Origin of the sequence: Nocardioides sp. J9, assembly GCF_007829375.1 — a bacterium.
Taxonomy (GTDB): Bacteria; Actinomycetota; Actinomycetes; order Propionibacteriales; family Nocardioidaceae; genus Nocardioides.
In genome coordinates this window covers 13,165-29,060 of record NZ_VLJQ01000096.1, presented here as the reverse complement: position 1 = coordinate 29,060, position 15,896 = coordinate 13,165, and the positions used below count along the sequence as shown (strand labels likewise).

At 74.1% G+C, this 15,896-nt stretch carries 18 protein-coding genes and 1 riboswitch; of the genes, 9 read left to right on the top strand and 9 right to left on the bottom strand.

Annotated features, from left to right (window positions below):
• Positions 1–646: 646 nt before the first annotated feature.
• From L615_RS16570 to L615_RS16560, 3 genes are all read right to left on the bottom strand, one after another.
• Positions 647–1,081, bottom strand: coding sequence for a hypothetical protein (locus L615_RS16570; RefSeq protein ID WP_036518315.1), 435 nt, complete (start codon positions 1,079–1,081; stop codon positions 647–649).
• A gap of 54 nt (positions 1,082–1,135) precedes the next feature.
• Positions 1,136–1,984 carry an SDR family oxidoreductase gene (locus L615_RS16565; RefSeq protein WP_145725785.1) on the bottom strand — a complete coding sequence of 283 codons (849 nt, stop codon included), beginning with the start codon at positions 1,982–1,984 and terminating at the stop codon, positions 1,136–1,138.
• Between the two features lie 66 nt (positions 1,985–2,050).
• Positions 2,051–2,944 (bottom strand): SDR family NAD(P)-dependent oxidoreductase, encoded by an 894-nt coding sequence (locus L615_RS16560; protein WP_051485944.1) that lies wholly within the window; start codon positions 2,942–2,944, stop codon positions 2,051–2,053.
• Positions 2,945–2,998: 54 nt separating this feature from the next.
• Between L615_RS16560 and L615_RS16555 the strand changes: the two genes are divergently transcribed.
• Positions 2,999–3,682: a GPP34 family phosphoprotein gene (locus L615_RS16555; RefSeq protein ID WP_051485945.1), complete on the top strand. Its 684-nt coding sequence runs from the start codon at positions 2,999–3,001 to the stop codon at positions 3,680–3,682.
• A 16-nt stretch (positions 3,683–3,698) separates the two neighbouring features.
• Here the strand turns inward: L615_RS16555 and L615_RS16550 are convergent, their stop codons facing one another.
• Positions 3,699–4,346: a hypothetical protein gene (locus L615_RS16550; RefSeq protein ID WP_145725784.1), complete on the bottom strand. Its 648-nt coding sequence runs from the start codon at positions 4,344–4,346 to the stop codon at positions 3,699–3,701.
• 44 nt (positions 4,347–4,390) lie between these two features.
• Entirely contained in the window at positions 4,391–4,738 is a 348-nt protein-coding gene (locus tag L615_RS16545; protein WP_145725783.1) for a hypothetical protein, read from the bottom strand.
• 32 nt (positions 4,739–4,770) lie between these two features.
• Here L615_RS16545 and L615_RS16540 point away from each other — a divergent pair, with 32 nt between their 5' ends.
• Genes L615_RS16540 through L615_RS16530 form a run of 3 tightly spaced genes read left to right on the top strand, consistent with a single transcriptional unit; the run spans position 4,771 to position 7,795 of the window.
• Positions 4,771–5,892, top strand: a complete 1,122-nt coding sequence (locus L615_RS16540) for a Nif3-like dinuclear metal center hexameric protein (RefSeq protein ID WP_036518317.1) — start codon at positions 4,771–4,773, stop codon at positions 5,890–5,892.
• Positions 5,889–6,632 (top strand): zinc ribbon domain-containing protein, encoded by a 744-nt coding sequence (locus tag L615_RS16535; RefSeq protein ID WP_145725782.1) that lies wholly within the window; start codon positions 5,889–5,891, stop codon positions 6,630–6,632. The genes L615_RS16540 and L615_RS16535 overlap by 4 nt, the downstream gene beginning before the upstream one ends.
• Positions 6,632–7,795, top strand: a complete 1,164-nt coding sequence (locus L615_RS16530; protein WP_036518319.1) for a bifunctional RNase H/acid phosphatase — start codon at positions 6,632–6,634, stop codon at positions 7,793–7,795. Before L615_RS16535 ends, L615_RS16530 begins: the two co-directional genes overlap by 1 nt.
• Before the next feature lie 19 nt (positions 7,796–7,814).
• On the opposite strand, the gene yaaA is transcribed toward L615_RS16530, so the two are convergent.
• Positions 7,815–8,594: a peroxide stress protein YaaA gene (gene yaaA, locus L615_RS16525; RefSeq protein WP_028656286.1), complete on the bottom strand. Its 780-nt coding sequence runs from the start codon at positions 8,592–8,594 to the stop codon at positions 7,815–7,817.
• A gap of 23 nt (positions 8,595–8,617) precedes the next feature.
• Here yaaA and L615_RS16520 point away from each other — a divergent pair, with 23 nt between their 5' ends.
• Both L615_RS16520 and cobU read left to right on the top strand, forming a co-directional pair.
• Complete coding sequence (locus tag L615_RS16520; RefSeq protein ID WP_145725781.1) at positions 8,618–10,051, top strand: RNB domain-containing ribonuclease; 1,434 nt, start codon at positions 8,618–8,620, stop codon at positions 10,049–10,051.
• Positions 10,048–10,569, top strand: a complete 522-nt coding sequence (gene cobU, locus L615_RS16515; protein WP_028656288.1) for a bifunctional adenosylcobinamide kinase/adenosylcobinamide-phosphate guanylyltransferase — start codon at positions 10,048–10,050, stop codon at positions 10,567–10,569. Before L615_RS16520 ends, cobU begins: the two co-directional genes overlap by 4 nt.
• A gap of 22 nt (positions 10,570–10,591) precedes the next feature.
• Here the strand turns inward: cobU and L615_RS16510 are convergent, their stop codons facing one another.
• Complete coding sequence (locus L615_RS16510; protein ID WP_261376741.1) at positions 10,592–11,368, bottom strand: adenosylcobinamide-GDP ribazoletransferase; 777 nt, start codon at positions 11,366–11,368, stop codon at positions 10,592–10,594.
• Position 11,369: 1 nt separating this feature from the next.
• Entirely contained in the window at positions 11,370–12,407 is a 1,038-nt protein-coding gene (gene cobT / locus L615_RS16505) for a nicotinate-nucleotide--dimethylbenzimidazole phosphoribosyltransferase (protein WP_145725780.1), read from the bottom strand.
• Positions 12,408–12,648: 241 nt separating this feature from the next.
• On the opposite strand from cobT, the gene L615_RS16500 reads away from it, so the two are divergent.
• From L615_RS16500 to L615_RS16490, 3 genes are read left to right on the top strand one after another with little or no spacing between them, the layout of a single operon-like run.
• Complete coding sequence (locus tag L615_RS16500) at positions 12,649–14,133, top strand: ABC transporter substrate-binding protein/permease (protein WP_261376740.1); 1,485 nt, start codon at positions 12,649–12,651, stop codon at positions 14,131–14,133.
• On the top strand, positions 14,130–14,930 hold the full coding sequence (locus L615_RS16495; RefSeq protein WP_084255325.1) for an amino acid ABC transporter ATP-binding protein: 801 nt from the start codon (positions 14,130–14,132) through the stop codon (positions 14,928–14,930). Before L615_RS16500 ends, L615_RS16495 begins: the two co-directional genes overlap by 4 nt.
• Before the next feature lie 28 nt (positions 14,931–14,958).
• On the top strand, positions 14,959–15,567 hold the full coding sequence (locus tag L615_RS16490) for a 2'-5' RNA ligase family protein (protein ID WP_145725778.1): 609 nt from the start codon (positions 14,959–14,961) through the stop codon (positions 15,565–15,567).
• On the opposite strand, the gene L615_RS16485 is transcribed toward L615_RS16490, so the two are convergent.
• The gene (locus L615_RS16485) at positions 15,481–15,795 is read right to left on the bottom strand and encodes a multidrug efflux SMR transporter (protein WP_028656292.1); all 315 of its coding nucleotides are present in this window, start codon (positions 15,793–15,795) and stop codon (positions 15,481–15,483) included. The genes L615_RS16490 and L615_RS16485 overlap by 87 nt on opposite strands.
• A gap of 13 nt (positions 15,796–15,808) precedes the next feature.
• Positions 15,809–15,874: riboswitch (guanidine-III (ykkC-III) riboswitch) on the bottom strand.
• Between the last annotated feature and the right edge of the window lie 22 nt (positions 15,875–15,896).

Below are 15,896 nucleotides of genomic sequence, written 5' to 3'. Positions count from 1 at the left end.
GGTTCCGAGCTCCATGACTGGATTCTTCCAGAGACCACCGACTCTTCACTTCGCCGAAAGCCCGCCTGTGGACTGGGAAATCTCCCTCCACAGCCCGCCTTGAAGGCCCGGTGGTTTCGAGGCTCGGCGCCGGGGCGCCTCGCACCTCAACCACCGGGAGTGCGGGCGCCCGGCGCGACCAACCCGAGCCACCTACGCGACCGCAGGCCGACGTGCGGACCCGACCACCCACCCAGCCTCCTCGTCGCTGCCTTTCGGCACTGTGACGGCTACGCGACCGAAGCCCGGCTGACACCGACCAGTCCACCTACGCACCGCAAGCCACCCGCCGGACCCGACCATCCGCCGTACTTCCTCGTCGCTGCCTTTCGGCACTGTGACGGCTACGCGACCGAAGCCCGGCTGACACCGACCGGTCCACCTACGCACCGCAAGCCACCCGCCGGACCCGACCATCCGCCGTACTTCCTCGTCGCTGCCTTTCGGGTCTGTGCCGGCTACGAGACCGCAGCTCGCCGGGACCACGCCACGATCGCCTACCCAACCGCAAGCCGACAGCCGGACCCGACCACCCACCCAGCCTTCTCGCCGCTGCGATTGAGAACTGTGCCGGCTCACCAACCGCAGCCCATAAGCAGCCTCCCCGTCAGTCCTCCGCGCCCGGCTTCCGCTCGTGGCCGGGGCGGCCGTTGCTGCGGCGGTCCTCCTTCATCTCCGCCTCGTAGAGGTGGCGCTTGCCCTCGACCAGGGCCTCGCGGGCCTCGCGGTCGAGGCGCTTGAAGGTGGCGTAGTAGCCGTCGTCGTACTCCTCGACGACCTGGAAGGTCCACCGGCCCTGGAGGACGTTGCGGCCGACGAGCTCGCGGTCGATCTTGTCGGCGAGCTCGGCGTGGCCGGCCTCGCGCAGCTGCTCGACGCCCTTGCCGAGGGTGAGGTCGGCGGTGCCGCTGAGGCGGTGGAAGGTGTAGAGGTGGCCGCGGGCGATCTCGATCGCCTCCAGCGCCTCGGAGATGTTGCCGAGGGCCTCGACGGTCAGGTCGTCGACGCCGTCGGGGCGGGTGTGGTCCTCATCGATCGCCATGGTCCGACGATGCCCGCGACGGGGGAGGAGCACACGGGTCCGCCCCCGTGCCGGTCAGAGGACGGCGCGGATCGCGTCGGCGAGGCTGGTCGCCGGGCGACCGAGGAGGCCCTCGAGGTCGGCGGTGTCGACGTGCAGCTCTCCGCGGGCCAGGCCGAGGTCGCCGTCGGCGATGACGGCGGCGTACTGCTCGGGCAGGCCCGCGCCGACGAGCACCTTCGTCAGCTCCTCGGCCGGGACGTCGGTGTAGATGACCGGGGTGCCGGTGACCTCGGTGACGGTGGCGGCGAGGTCGGTGAGGGTGAAGGCGGCGCCCCCGAGCTCGTAGACCTCCTTCGGCTCGTCGATGAGCAGCGCGGCAGCGGCAGCCTCGGCGAAGTCGGCGCGGGTGGCGGCGCTGACCTTGCCGTCGCCGGCGCTGCCGAGGACGGTGCCGTGCTCGAGGTAGGTGTCGAGCTGGCCGGTGTAGTTCTCGAGGTACCAGCTGTTGCGCAGGAAGGTGTGCGGCAGGCCGGAGGCGGCGATCGCCTCCTCGGTCGCCCGGTGCTCGGCAGCAAGGACCAGCCTGCTGGTGTCGGCGTGCGGGATGCTCGTGTAGGCGAGCAGCTGCACGCCGGCGGCGACGGCCGCGTCGATGACGTTCAGGTGCTGTGCGACGCGCTGGCCTACCTCGCTGCCGGAGACGAGCAGGACCTTCTCGGCGCCCTCGACGGCCGCGGCGACGGCCGCGGGGTCGTCGTAGTCGGCACGCCGCGCGGTGACGCCGAGGTCGGCCAGTGCGGCGAGGCGCTCCTCGTCACGACCGACGGCGACGACCTGGTCGGCGGGGACCCCCCGCGCGAGCAGGGACTCGACGACGAGACGGCCGAGGTGGCCGGTGGCACCGGTGACGACGAGGGACATGGGGAGACCTTTCAGCAGGACGTGGTTGACAGCCGTTGAACCGGCGAGGGTGGTGGTTGCTTCCCGTCAGGGGCGGGCGGTCGCCGTACGACGGGCGGCCTCGGAGTCCGGCGAGTGCCGGTGCGCGAGCGCCATGAGGAGGTCGGAGAGGCGTGGGGCCGCGACGTTGAACGCCGCGTAGAACGTGCCGAACGCGCCGTCGACGGTGATCGGACGGTCCTCCAGCGCCCGCACCACGCGCTCCGCGCAGTGCTCGGCCGACTCGCCCCGGCCCTCGTAGGCCGCGGTCGGGCCGATCATCGGCGTGCGCACGATCGCGACGCGCATGTTGGTGCAGGTGACGTTGTCGAAGAACGCCTCCCGGCCCAGGATCCGGCCGAACACCTCGAGCGCGGTCTTGGAGGCGATGTAGGGGGCGAACTTCGGCGCGCGGATCTGGTTGCCCCACGTGACGATGTTGACCACGTGGCCGAACCGCTGCGCACGCATCGCCGGCAGCAGCCCCATCGTCAGCCGCACCGGGCCGAAGTAGTTGACCGCCATCATCCGGTCGAAGTCGTGCAGCCGCCCGTGCGTCAGCTCCAGCGAGCGCCGGATCGAGTGCCCGGCGTTGTTGACGACGTAGTCGACCGTGCCGTGCTCGGCGAGGAGTCGCTCCACCAGCGCGTCGACGGAGTCGGGGTCCGTCATGTCCACGACGTACGACGACGCCTCGCCGCCCTCGTCGCGGATCTCCTGCTGCACCCGGGCCAGCTCCGCCTCCCGCCGCGCGGCCAGGAGCACGTGCGCGCCCCTCCGCGCGGCGGCGCGGGCAGTGGCCTCGCCGATGCCCGAGCTGGCGCCGGTGACCAGCACGGTGCGCCCGGCGAGCGGGCCGGGGCTGCCGCTGACGGCGCGGGCGACGCGCGCGAGCCGGGCCCGTGGGGACTGGAGCAGCGGGGTGCTGAGCAGGCTGGTCATCGACGCGATGATCGCACGCCCGCGAGCCCGGGGGAGCAGCCGTAGGGTCCTGCCATGAGCCTTGCGACGGACCTCGTGCTCCTCACCACCGACCCGGCCACGGGCCGCAGCATGTTCGGCTCGAACGAGACCGGCCCGGTCCTGGGCGGGGCGCTGCTGGTGGACCTCGTGCTGGCGGAGCGGGTCGAGGTCGACGGCCCGCCCAGGCGGGCGCGGGTGCGCCTCGTGACCGGCCGCCCGGTCGGCTCCGCGCCGCACGACCGTGCCCTCGCCCTGGTGCGCCCCGGCAAGGAGCCGCGGGCGTCGTCGCTGGTGCCGAGGCTCGGCAAGGGGGCCAGGGCTGGGCTGCTCGACCAGCTCCGCGCCGAGGAGGCGCTCGCCCCGCGGACGGAGCGGGCCCTGGGGATCTTCCCCGTGACACGGCACGACGTCGTTGACGTCGCCCGGCGGGAGCGGGTCCTGGCCGCGGTGCGAGCCGTGCTGCTCGGTCACGTCGGGCCCGACGAGGTGACCGGTCCGCTGGTCGGCCTCCTCCACGCCGGCGGGGTGGTCAAGCGGCTGGTGGCGCAGCCCGAGCGCCGCGGCGCGGTGCGCCGCGCGAAGGAGGTCGCGAAGGGCGACTGGGCAGGCTCGGCGGCCAGGGCGGCCGTGGTCGCGGCGAGCCAGGCGGCCACGGCCGCCGTCAGCGCCGCGGTGGCGGTGTCGGTCACGAGCGACGGCGGCGCGCCCGGCGCCTGACCCGCCAGGGCGCCGGTCAGTACCACGGACCGCGCACGGGCTCCTCCACCTTCAGGTCGCACAGGCCGGACGTGCCGGTGACGGTGCCGACGGTCAGGTCGTAGGTCGCCCACGGGCCGTCCGCACCGTGCTGGACGCACACGCTGATGGTGTGGACGGCGTCCTCCTGCCACGAGTGCCGCTGGCAGCCCGCGACCTGGTTGCCCGGGCTCAGGACGCCGCGCTCGCGCAGCTGCCGCGTCGGCGGGACCCGCTTGCAGGAGCTCGCATCGTCGAGGACCTCGGAGGAGAGCGCGAGCAGGTCCCGTCGTACCTCCCGCAGGCTGCCGGCCGGTGGCGGGTCGAAGGAGCAGCGACCGGAGTCGCCGAGGGAGGCGATGCCGCCGGGGCGGGTGGAGTCCCAGGTCATCCACGGTCCGGTCGGGACCGACTGGACGCACAACCGGAACGACGAGCGGTCCGCGCCGGGCTGGTAGTCGATGCGCTCCGAGCTCGTCCAGACCTCCAGCTCCTCGAGCCGCTCGGCGTCCAGGGTCGCCGGGTAGGCGCCGGTCGCGGCGCGCTCCTGCCCGGCCGCATCGGCGAGGCTGTCCAGGTCCTCGATGACCAGGGTGCTGCGGTCGTCGAGCACCTGCGCGTAGGCCTCGGGGATCGTGCGCAGCACCTTATCGCCGCGCACGACGTCGGGCAGCCCGAACTCGGGCCACTTCAGGACCGCCCCGGCCTGCTCGACAGGACCGCCCCGGCCTGCTCGACGCCGCACTCGGTGCCGAACCCGTAGACGTAGGCGCCCTGGCGGCGCTCGACCGTCAGCCGGGCGCCGTGCTCGCCCGTCAGGCACTCCTCGTCGCCGGCCTCGATCCGGCGCTCATCCTCGCGCAGCTCGTCGTTCACCTCGGCGAACATCCGCGACCACGAGTCCTCGCGGGAGGGCACCTGCGCCGCCCGCGGCGAGTCGCCGTCACCGTCGTCGCCGTCGCCGTCGGTGCCGCTGCACGCGGCCAGGGCGGGGAGGAGCAGGGGGAGCAGGGCCGCAGGGGCCAGCAGTCGACGCACGGCGCACTTCCTACCCCAGTAGCCTGACGGCCATGCCCGCACTCAAGGACGTCGTCGACCTCGTCCACGGTTGGTACCCACCCGCGACCGCCGACTCCTGGGATGCCGTCGGCCTGGTCCTGGGGGACCCGGAGCAGCAGGTGAAGAAGGTGCTCCTCGCCGTCGACCCCTCCCCGGCGGTCGCCGAGCAGGCGGCGGACTGGAAGGCCGACCTGCTCGTGGTCCACCACCCGCTCTTCCTCAAGCCGGTCCACGGTTTCGCCGCCACCACGCCCAAGGGACGCACCTTTCACACGCTGGCGAAGGCCGGGTGCGCGCTGCTCACCGCGCACACCAACGCCGACCAGGCGGTCGGTGGCGTGTCCGAGGCGCTCGCCCACGCGGTCGGGCTCGCCGACCTCGAGCCGATCGTCCCCGCTCCGTCGGGCCCGCGCGACAAGCTGACGATCTTCGTCCCCGCCGACGCCGCCGCCCCGGTGCGCGCCGCGATCGCCGAGGCCGGCGCCGGGCGGATCGGCGCCTACGACTTCGCCTCCTTCACCAGCGCCCCGGGCGAGGGTCGCTTCCGCCCGCTCGACGGCGCGGAGCCGATGGTCGGCACCGTCGGCCAGCTCGAGACCGTGGAGGAGGTCCGCATCGAGGTCGTGCTCGACCGCTCGCTGCGCAGCGCCGTCGTCCGCGCGATGCTCGCCGCGCACCCCTACGAGGAGCCGGCCTACGACGTCACCGAGGTCGCCGACGCCGGGCTCGCGCCCACCGGCACCGGACGGATCGGCACCCTGCCGCAGGTCACCCTGCGCGAGTTCGCAGAGCACGTCGCCGCCGTCCTGCCGCTGACCTCCCACGGCGTCCGCGTCGCGGGAGACCCGGAGCGCCCGGTACGACGCGTCGCGGTCTGCGGCGGCGCCGGGGACTTCCTGCTCGACCGGGTCGCGGGCCTCGGCGTGGACGCCTACCTGACCAGCGACCTGCGGCACCACCCCGCCGCGGAGTTCGTCGAGAAGGGCGGTCCTGCGCTCGTCGACGTCGCCCACTGGGCCGCCGAGTCGACCTGGCTCCCGGTGCTGCGGGACCGCCTCGGCGAGGCGCTCGGCGACGCGCTCGAGACCCGGGTGAGCGACATCGTCACCGATCCTTGGACAATGCACCTGTGAACGCCGACCCCGCCGCCCAGCTCCGCCTGCTCGACCTCCAGGCCCTCGACGCCCAGGTCGACCAGCTCAGGCACGTGCGGGCCAACCCGCCGCAGGCCGCCGAGATCAAGGACCTGCTCGGCAAGCGCGCCGACGTGGACGGCCGGCTGCGCGACCAGCGCATCGTCGTCGACGACCTCGCGCTGGCCCAGGCCAAGGCCGACGCCGACGTCGAGCAGGTCAAGGCACGTCGTACCCGCGACCGCGAGCGGATGGACTCCGGCGCGATCGCCGACCCCAAGGCGCTGGAGCGGATGCAGCAGGAGCTGCAGTCGCTGGAGCGGCGCATCGCGACCCTCGAGGACGAGGAGCTCGAGGTGATGGAGCAGCTCGAGGAGGCGCAGTCCGCGCTGGCCGAGCTGACCTCCGCCATCGACGAGCTCGACGCCCGGCTCGGCGAGCTCACCACCGCCCGCGACGAGAAGGCGGCCGAGCTCGACGCCCAGATCGCCGAGGTGTCCGCCGGCCGCGCCGCGATCGTCGCCGACATCCCCGACGACCTGCTCGCGCTCTACGAGAAGCTGCGCGCCAGCAAGGGTGGCGTCGCCGTCGGTGCGCTGCGCGCCCGCCAGTGCGGCGGCTGCCAGCTCGCCCTCGACGCCGGTGAGCTCGCGGAGATCCGCGCCACCCCGGCCGACCGCGTGGTGCGCCACGAGGAGTGCCAGCGGATCCTCGTCCGGACGCCGGAGAGCGGCCTCTGATGGTGTCCCCGCAGCGGGTCGTCGTCGAGGCCGACGGCGGCTCCCGCGGCAACCCGGGGCCGGCCGCCTACGGCGCCGTGCTGCGCGACGCCGACACCGGGGCCGTCCTCGCCGAGGACGCCCGCACCATCGGCGTGGCGACCAACAACGTCGCGGAGTACTCCGGCCTCGTCGCCGGGCTCTCCCTCGCCCGCGACCACGCGCCCGGCGCCACGGTCGAGGTGCGGATGGACTCCAAGCTCGTCGTCGAGCAGATGTCGGGCCGCTGGAAGATCAAGCACGCCGACATGAAGGTGCTCGCGGCCGAGGCCGCCGCCATCGCACCGGCCGGTACGACGTACACCTGGGTCCCGCGCGCCGACAACAGCCACGCCGACCGGCTGGCCAACGAGGCGCTCGACGGCCTGCGCGAGGGCGTGAGCGTCCCCGGTGACGGCCTGCCTGACGCCCCGGACTCCGCCGCCGAGGAGGCGTCCTCGCCGTCCAGCGGACCCGGCGAGCCGACGACCATCGTGCTGGTCCGCCACGGCGTCACCGCCCACACCACCGGCCGCCGCTTCTCCGGCGGCCTCGGCGGCGACAACCCGCCGCTGTCGGAGGAGGGCCGTGCCCAGGCCGCCGAGGTGGCCGCGTGGCTGAAGGAGCTCAAGGAGAGCATCGACGTCGTCGTGGCCTCGCCCGTGCGTCGTACCCGCGAGACGGCCGAGATCGTCGCCGGCGCGCTCGGCCTGCCCGTCGAGGAGGAGCCGGCGTTCGCCGAGATGGAGTTCGGCGAGTGGGACGGCCTCACCTTCACCGAGGTCGCCGAGCGCGACAAGGAGCGGATGGAGGCGTGGTTCGCCGACATGTCCTACCCGCCGCCGGGTGGTGAGTCCTTCGTCCAGGTCCGCGAGCGGGTCCTCGCCGGCCTCGCGCGGTTGCTGGAGACCCACGCCGGGCGCACCGTCGTCGTGGTCAGCCACGTCACGCCGATCAAGACCCTCGTCGCCCATGCGATGGAGGCCCCGCTCGACTCGGTCTTCCGCCTCGAGCTCGCCCCGGCCGCGGTGTCGGTGATCTCGTTCTGGCCGGACCCGAGGACGGGGGAGAAGAAGGGCTCGCTGCGGTTCTTCAACGCCCTGGCACCCGGGCGGCGGACGCTGCGCGACACCGGGCGCTGGTAGAGCCCTCGCCCCCACCAGCTCAGAGCTCGCTGACCACCACGTCCAGCTGCGTGCCGTTCTTCCCGGCAGCGCCGACCTCGACGGTCCAGCCGAGCCGCTCCAGCACCCCGGCGAGCGCGGCGGGGGTGCGCGGGTCGGCGCCGTCCTCGAGCAGGGCACGGACGATGCGGCCCTTGGTGGCCTTGTTGAAGTGGCTGACCACCTTGCGGGTGCCGTTGTGCTCGTGCAGCACCCGCACGGTCGCGGTGCGGGCCGCGAGCTCCGGGCCGGGGCGCCAGAAGCTCGCGTACATCCCCGAGCGCAGGTCGACGAAGAGGCCCTTGCCGATCGCCGCGGCCATCACTTCGGGCAGCGCCTCGCGCCACACGCCGGCGACAGGGCCGAGGGCGGGAAGGCTGACGTCGCCGGAGAGCCGGTACGACGGGATGCGGTCACCGAGGCGCACCATGCCGAACAGGCTGGACGCCACGGCGACCCGCGACGTCGCCCGCCGCTTCGCCGCGGCGGACAGGGTCTCGACGTCCAGCGCGTCGTAGAGCACGCCGGTGTAGATCCGGTCGGCGCGAGCGGTCGGGGCGTCCGTCAGGTCGGCGTTGCGGGCGACCAGGTCCCGCTGGCCGGCGGACAGGCCGAGCACCGCGGCCGCCTTGTCGGCGTCGTCGCGGCACAGCGTGACCAGGGCGTCGAGCACCTCGGCCCGGGCGGCGGTCAGCCCGGGCGACGAGAGCGCCTCGAGGTCGAGGGGCTTGCCCCGCTTCGGCTCGGACTTCCCCTCGCTCGGGGGCAGCAGGATCAGCACCGGGCAAGGATAGGGTCGAGCCCATGCCGAACAACCTCGTGGTCCGGGTCCACGCGAGCTCGCCGGCGCTCCAGGAGGGCCTGCAGGCGATCGTCGAGGATCTCGAGCTCCCGGGCGAGTTCCCCGCCGAGGTGACCGCCGCCGCGGAGCGGGCCGTCGCCGACGCCGTGCTGCCCGACCTCGACCGGACCGACCTGCCGCTGGTCACCATCGATCCCGAGGGGTCGATGGACCTCGACCAGGCCGTGCACATCGAGCGGGACGGCGACGGCTTGGTCGTCCACTACGCGATCGCCGACGTCGCCTCCTTCGTCACGCCGGGCGACCCGGTCGACCTCGAGGCGCACCGCCGCGGCGAGACCCTGTACGGCGCGGGCAGTCGGATCCCGCTGCACCCACCGGTGCTGTCCGAGGACGGCGCCTCGCTGCTGCCCGAGCAGGTGCGCCCGGCGCTGCTCTGGACGGTCCGCCTCGACGCCGCCGGCGCGATCACCGGCGTCCACGTCGAGCGGGCGCGCGTGCGCTCCACCGGACGCTGGTCCTACGTCGAGGCCCAGAAGGCGCTCGACGACGGCTCCGCGCCGGAGGTCCTCCAGCTGCTGCGCGAGGTCGGCCGGCTGCGCGAGCAGCAGGAGGTCGACCGGGGCGGCGTCTCGCTGCCGCTGCCGGAGCAGGAGGTCGACGAGACCGACGCCGGCTTCCAGCTCGTGCTGCGCGAGCAGCTGCCCGTCGAGCAGTGGAACGCGCACATCTCCCTGCTCACCGGCATCGCCGCCGCAGCCCTCATGGTCGAGCACCGTGTCGGCCTGCTGCGCACCCTGCCGCCGCCGGACCCGCGCGACGTCGAGCGGTTGCGCCGCGTCGCCAAGGGCCTGCGGATCGACTGGCCGGCCGACGCCGACTACCCGGCGTTCATCCGCTCCCTCGACCCGGCGGTGTCGCAGCACCAGGCGATGGTCGTGGCCTGCACCCGCCTGCTGCGCGGCAGCGGGTACGCCGCCTTCGACGGCGACCTGCCCGAGCAGACCCTGCACTCGGCGATCGCCGCCGAGTACGCCCACGTGACGGCGCCGCTGCGGCGCCTCGGCGACCGCTACGCTGGCGAGGTGTGCCTCGCCCTGTGCGCCGGTGAGCCGGTCCCGGACTGGGTCCGCGAGGCGCTGCCCGCGCTCCCGAAGGAGCTGCAGGACTCTGCCCGTCGGGCCGGGGCCTACGAGCGCGCCGTGCTCGACCTGCTCGAGGCAGCCGTGCTCGCCGACCGGGTGGGTGAGGACTTCGACGGAGTCGTCACCAGCGTCCGCGAGGACGAGCCGGAGGTCGGTGTCGTCGTGCTGGCCGAGATCGGCGTCGAGGCGCCGGTGACCTCGCCACGCCCGCTCCCGCTCGGCGAGGACGTGCGCGTGCGCCTCGCCTCCGTCGACCTGGCCGCCCGCAAGGTCGCCTTCGAGCTGCCGTGAGGGTCCTCGTCACCGGTGGCGTGCGATCCGGCAAGTCGCGCCACGCCGAGGCCCTGCTCGCCGACGCCGGTGACGTCACCTACGTCGCCGCCGGCCCCGTGTACGACGACGCCGACTGGGCCGCGCGCATCGCCGTGCACCGCGAGCGCCGGCCGGCGGGCTGGCGCACCGAGGAGACCCGCGACGTCGCCGGTGTCCTCACCGGCGCTGGGGGAGCGGTGCTCGTCGACTGCCTAGGCACCTGGCTCACCGCCGTGATCGACGAGGCCGGGCTGTGGGAGGCGCCGGTCGGCGAGGTGGAGGCGCACGTCCTCGCCGAGCTCGACCGCGTGGTGGAGGCCGTCGCCGCAGCGAGCGTGCCGGTCGTGCTGGTCACCAACGAGGTCGGCCTCGGCGTCGTACCGGTCGAGCGGTCGGGTCGGTTGTTCCGCGACCTGCTCGGCACGGCCAACCAGCGCGTCGCCGAGGTCTGCGACGAGGTGCACCTCGTGGTGGCCGGACGGGTGCTCCGTCTCTGACCCAGGTTGGTCCGGGGCTGGTTCAGAGCCGGCCGTGGCCCGCGAGTCCGACGAGCAGCATGGTCAGCGCGACCTCGATGGAGGCGCCGAAGACGTCGCCGGTGACCCCACCGAAGCGGCGCACCGCGTGCCGCACCAGCAGCGCGACCGCGACGGCTGCGACGAGGACGGTCACCGGGCCGCGCACCGGGTCCAGCAGGGCCGCGAGGCCGGCCAGCGCCGCCCACCCGAGGACCGCGACGGGCAGCGGGACCCGCCGGGTGAAGGTGACGCCGAGACCGTCCTGACGGGCCGGGGGAGCCAGGCGGCAGCAGGTGATCCACAGCGCGGCCCGCGACGCGCAGACCAGCAGGCCGGCGACGACGGCGTACCGCCACTCGCCGGGCAACGGGACGAACCACGACAGCGCCGCGGCCTGGGCGCCGAGCACGAGCACCAGCGCCGCGACGCCCGCCGGCCCGGCCGTGCCCGACTTCATCACCGCCAGCGACCGCTCACGGTCGTAGGAGGACGTCAGGCCGTCGACCACGTCGGAGAGCCCGTCGAGGTGCAGCGCCCGGCTGCCGACCGCGAGCGCCGCGAGCGCGACGAGCGCCACGGCGACGTCGGGCAGCCCGAGGCGTCCGCCGGCCCAGAGCACCACCGCGACGGTGGCACCGAGCGGCAGGACCGCGACCGGGGCGAGCAGCAGCGCCCCTGTGGCGGTGCCGGGGGTCACCCGCAGCACGGGCGGGACCCGCAGGGCGGTCAGCATCCCGATCGCGAGCCGCAGGCTGCGACCCACCACGGCGGGGCTCACCTCACTCCGAGGGCGGCAGGAGGTCGGCGAGCAGGGCGACGTCGCGCAGCACGGCGACGGCCGAGCGGAGCACCGGGACCGCGGCCACGGCGCCGGAGCCCTCGCCCAGTCGCATCCCGAGGTCGAGCACCGGCTCGAGGCCCATCTTCTCCAGCGCGAGCGACTGGGCGGGCTCGGTGGAGCGGTGGCCGGCGGCGAACCACGCGGCGGCACCCGGGGCCATCCGGTCCGCGGTCAGCGCGCACGCGACCGACATCAGGCCGTCGAGCAGGACGGGCACGCCGCTCTCCGCAGCCTCGACCAGGTAGCCCACCGTCGCGGCGAGGTCGGCGCTGCCGACCGCCTGCAGGGTCTGCACCGGGTCCGCCAGCCGGTCACCAGCACGGTCGAGCGCCTGCTGCACGACCTGCTGCTTGAACAGCAGCGCCGCGTCGTCGACGCCCGTGCCGCGGCCGGTGACCTCCTGGGCCGGCAGGCCGAGGGCCGCGGCGACCATGGCGGAGGCCGGCGTGGTGTTGCCGATCCCCATGTCGCCGGACATCAGCAGCTGCGCGCCGGCCGCGATCTCGTCGCGGGCCACCTGGCGGCCGACCTCGATGGCGGCGGCGGTCTCCTCCGCGGAGAGTGCGTCCTCGACGTGGATGGCGCCGCTGCCGCGGCGCACCTTGTGCGCCTGCACCTCGGCCGGCACGCCCTCGAGGTCGTCGTCCACGGCGATGTCGAGCACGCGCACGTGCACGCCGTGCGCGGCGGCGAGCGCGGAGACGCCGGCCTTGCCGAGGACGAAGGTGTGCACCATCGCCGGCGTGATCGCCGGCGGGTAGGCGGAGACGCCGTGCTGGGCGACCCCGTGGTCGCCGGCGAAGATCACCAGGCGCACGTTGTCGAGCGGCGCGGGCGGGCACTGGCCCTGCGTCGCGGCGACCCACACGCCGAGCTCGCCGAGGCGCCCCAGCGCCCCCGCAGGCGTGGCCAGCCCGGCGAGCCGCTCGGCGGGGGGGGGGCGGACGGCGGGATCGGGTACGGCGACGGCGTTCATGGACCCAGACGCTATCGCGAGGGCCGACGTGTCCCGGGCCACGTCCCAGCCGAACTGAAGTGGGGCAGTCGAGTTGGTCGACTATCCTCGCGCCATCTCGGGTGGTTCGCTGTCGGCGTCGGGGCCGCACCGCGCCCGGGCGTGAGGAGACGACATGCGACGACGACAGCCGCGACGACAGCTGCGACGACAGCTGCGGCCCGCCCGACGCGCGGCAGGACTCGGTGGGATCGCGCGGATCGTGGCAGTCCTCGCAGGGGTGCTGGGGTGCCTCCTGCTGGCAGCCAGCGGCCCTGCGCACGCCGACGGCGACGGCGATGGTGGTGCCGCCGGCGAACGCCGGGTGGTCCGCGTCGGCACCGAGGGCACCTACCCGCCGTTCTCCTTCCACGAGGCAGGCTCTGCCGAGGTCACCGGCTACGACATCGACGTCGTGAAGGCGGTCGCGGAGCGCGCCGGGTGGGAGCTGGAGTTCGTCGAGACGCAGTGGGACGCGATCTTCCCGGCCCTCGACGCCGGACGGATCGACGTCATCGCCAACCAGGTCTCGTGGAACGAGGAGCGCGCCGCCGACTACGGGCTCTCGGACCCCTACACCTACTCCGAGGGCGTGATCGTCACCCGTGCGGACGAGGACGCCATCACCACGCTCGAGGACCTCGCCGGCCGCACGACCGCGCAGTCGGCCACGAGCAACTGGGCCCAGGTCGCGCGTGACGCCGGCGCGAGGGTCGAGACCGTCGAGGGCTTCGCGCAGGCGGTCGCGCTGCTCGCGCAGGGCCGCGTCGACGCCATCGTCAACGACAACATCGCCGTGCTCGACTACCTCGCCCAGACCGGGTCGGAGGAGGTGAAGATCGCCGGCGTCGCCGAGGGCGAGTCCACCGAGCAGGTGCTCACCTTCCGCCAGGACGACACCGAACTGCTCACCGCTGCCAACCAGGCCCTCGCCGAGCTGTCCGCCGACGGCACGCTGGCCGAGATCTCCGAGAAGTACTTCAAGGCCGACGTCTCCGTCGAGGGCGGCGGCGGTGACGTCGACGTCAGCGGCGCACGGGCCCGCTCGTCGAACTGGGACATCGTCCGGGACGAGTCCTGGCCGATGATCAAGGGCCTGTTGCGGATCACCGTCCCGCTGACTGTCGTGGCCTTCGCGGGCGGTCTCACCCTCGCGGTCCTCGTCGCGCTGGCGCGCATCTCCAGCAGCCGGATCCTCGCCGGGGCAGCGCGGGCGTTCATCTCCGCGATCCGCGGCACCCCGCTGCTGCTGCAGCTGTTCATCGTCTTCTACGGACTGCCGCAGGTCGGGATCCGGCTCGACGGCTTCGTCGCGGCAGCGCTGGCCTTCGGCCTCAACGTCGCCGGATACGCCGCCGAGATCGTCCGTTCCGCGATCCTCGCCGTGCCGAAGGGCCAGTTCGAGGCGGCGCAGACCATCGGGCTGGACTACCGGCAGACCCTGCGGCGCATCGTGTTCCCGCAGGCCCTGCGCACCGCCGTACCGCCACTGTCGAACACGCTGCTCTCGCTGCTCAAGGACACCTCGCTGGTGGCGCCCCTGCTGCTGTCCGACATCACCCGCGTGGCCCAGGAGGCGGCCGGGCGCACCAACGAGTTCCTGCTGCTCTACGCGTACGCAGGCCTCTACTACTGGATCATCTGCACCCTGCTCTCGGCCGGCCAGACCCGGCTCGAGGCCCGACTCGACAGGTACGTGGCGAAGTGAGCGAGACCGACGTGGGTACGACGAACGGCACGACCACGCCCGAGATCCGGGTCCGTGGCCTCGCGAAGTCCTTCGGCGACAACGCCGTGCTGAGGGGCGTCGACTTCACGGCCGCCCGCGGCACCTCCACGGTGCTGCTCGGGCCGTCCGGCTCCGGGAAGACCACCGTGCTGCGCTCGCTCGCCGTGCTCGAGCGCCCCGACGAGGGCGTGGTCGGCATCGGCGACGTCGAGGTCGACTTCTCCCGCCTGCCCGACGGCAAGGCCGGGCAGCGCGAGGTGGCCCGGCTGCGGGCGCAGAGCGGCTTCGTGTTCCAGACCCACAACCTCTTCCCGCACCGCACCGTGCTGGAGAACCTCATCGAGGGCCCGGTCGTCGCCCAGCGCCGGCCGAAGGAGGAGGTCGTCGCCGAGGCGCGGGTGCTGCTCGAGCAGGTCGGGCTCGCCCAGCGCGAGGACGCCTACCCGTTCCAGCTCTCCGGCGGGCAGCAGCAGCGCGTGGGCATCGCCCGCGCGCTGGCGCTGAAGCCGGAGGTCGTGCTCTTCGACGAGCCGACCTCCGCGCTGGACCCCGAGCTCGTCGGCGAGGTGCTCGCGGTGGTCCGCGACCTCGCCGAGCAGGGCTGGACCACCGTCATCGTCACCCACGAGATCCACTTCGCCCGCAAGGTCGCCGACCAGGCGCTCTTCCTCGACGGCGGCCGGATCGTCGAGGCGGGGCCGCCCGGCGAGGTGCTCGAGGCGCCCCGCACCGAGCGGGCCCGGCAGTTCCTGCGCCGGATCCTCGACCCCGGCTGACAGGTAGGCAGGCAGGTAGGGTCCGGCCGTGGCCCACACCGTCCTGCTCGTCCCCGTCCCGGCCCTCGAGCCGTACGTGCGGGCACGGTGGGAGCACTACGAGCCGGGGTGGGTCTCCCGCGACCCGGCGTTCACCCACGCCCACGTCACGGCGCTGGCGCCGTTCCTGCCGGACCCCGCTGCGGCCGACCTCGCGGTGCTCGCCGAGGCCGCGGCGTCGGTCCCGGCGTTCGACTTCGAGCTCACCGAGGTGGCGGCGTTCCCGGACGGGGTCATCCACCTGCTGCCGGAGCCGGCCGGCCCGTTCTCGTCGCTGACCGGCCGGCTGTGGGAGCTGTTCCCGCAGTGCCCGCCGTATGCGGGCGAGTTCGCGGACGTCGTACCGCACCTGACGCTGGACCACACCGCCGCCGGCGTCACCGTCGAGTCGGTGCGGGCCGACCTGGCCGGCCTGCTGCCCGTGCGCTGCCGGGCCGACCGGCTCGAGCTGCACCACTACGCCGAGGGCGACTGCCGCGTCCTCGCGTCGTGGCCGCTGGGGCCGTCACGGTCAGTGGACGACCTTGAGGCCGACGACGCAACCGACCAGGCCGAGGATCAGCAGGATCCGCACGACGCTGACCGGCTCCTCGCCTGAGGCCATCGCGACCGCGACCGTCAGCGCGGCGCCGATGCCGACCCACACCGCGTAGGCGGTGCCGACGGGCAGGGTGCGCATCGCGTAGCCGAGGCCGAGCATGCTCGCGACCACGGTCACGGCGAACACCACCGACGGACCGAGGCGGGTGAACCCCTCGGAGCGGGAGAGCGCGGTCGCCCACGCTGCCTCGAGACCGCCCGACAGGACCAGGACGAACCAGGCCATCACAGCCACATCCTTCGTGGCCGTCTTGTCGCGCTCCGGGTACGGCTCCCTCGTCCGGCGGCCGCCTTCCGGCCGTGGCCCCAGTCTAGGAAACCGCCGCA

Coding starts and splice junctions, on each gene's coding strand:
- L615_RS16570 (WP_036518315.1), bottom strand. CDS start 1,081: ATGGCGATCGATGAGGACCACACCCGCCCCGACGGCGTCGACGACCTG.
- L615_RS16565 (WP_145725785.1), bottom strand. CDS start 1,984: ATGTCCCTCGTCGTCACCGGTGCCACCGGCCACCTCGGCCGTCTCGTC.
- L615_RS16560 (WP_051485944.1), bottom strand. CDS start 2,944: ATGACCAGCCTGCTCAGCACCCCGCTGCTCCAGTCCCCACGGGCCCGG.
- L615_RS16555 (WP_051485945.1), top strand. CDS start 2,999: ATGAGCCTTGCGACGGACCTCGTGCTCCTCACCACCGACCCGGCCACG.
- L615_RS16540 (WP_036518317.1), top strand. CDS start 4,771: ATGCCCGCACTCAAGGACGTCGTCGACCTCGTCCACGGTTGGTACCCA.
- L615_RS16530 (WP_036518319.1), top strand. CDS start 6,632: ATGGTGTCCCCGCAGCGGGTCGTCGTCGAGGCCGACGGCGGCTCCCGC.
- L615_RS16520 (WP_145725781.1), top strand. CDS start 8,618: ATGCCGAACAACCTCGTGGTCCGGGTCCACGCGAGCTCGCCGGCGCTC.
- cobT (WP_145725780.1), bottom strand. CDS start 12,407: ATGAACGCCGTCGCCGTACCCGATCCCGCCGTCCGCCCCCCCCCCGCC.
- L615_RS16485 (WP_028656292.1), bottom strand. CDS start 15,795: ATGGCCTGGTTCGTCCTGGTCCTGTCGGGCGGTCTCGAGGCAGCGTGG.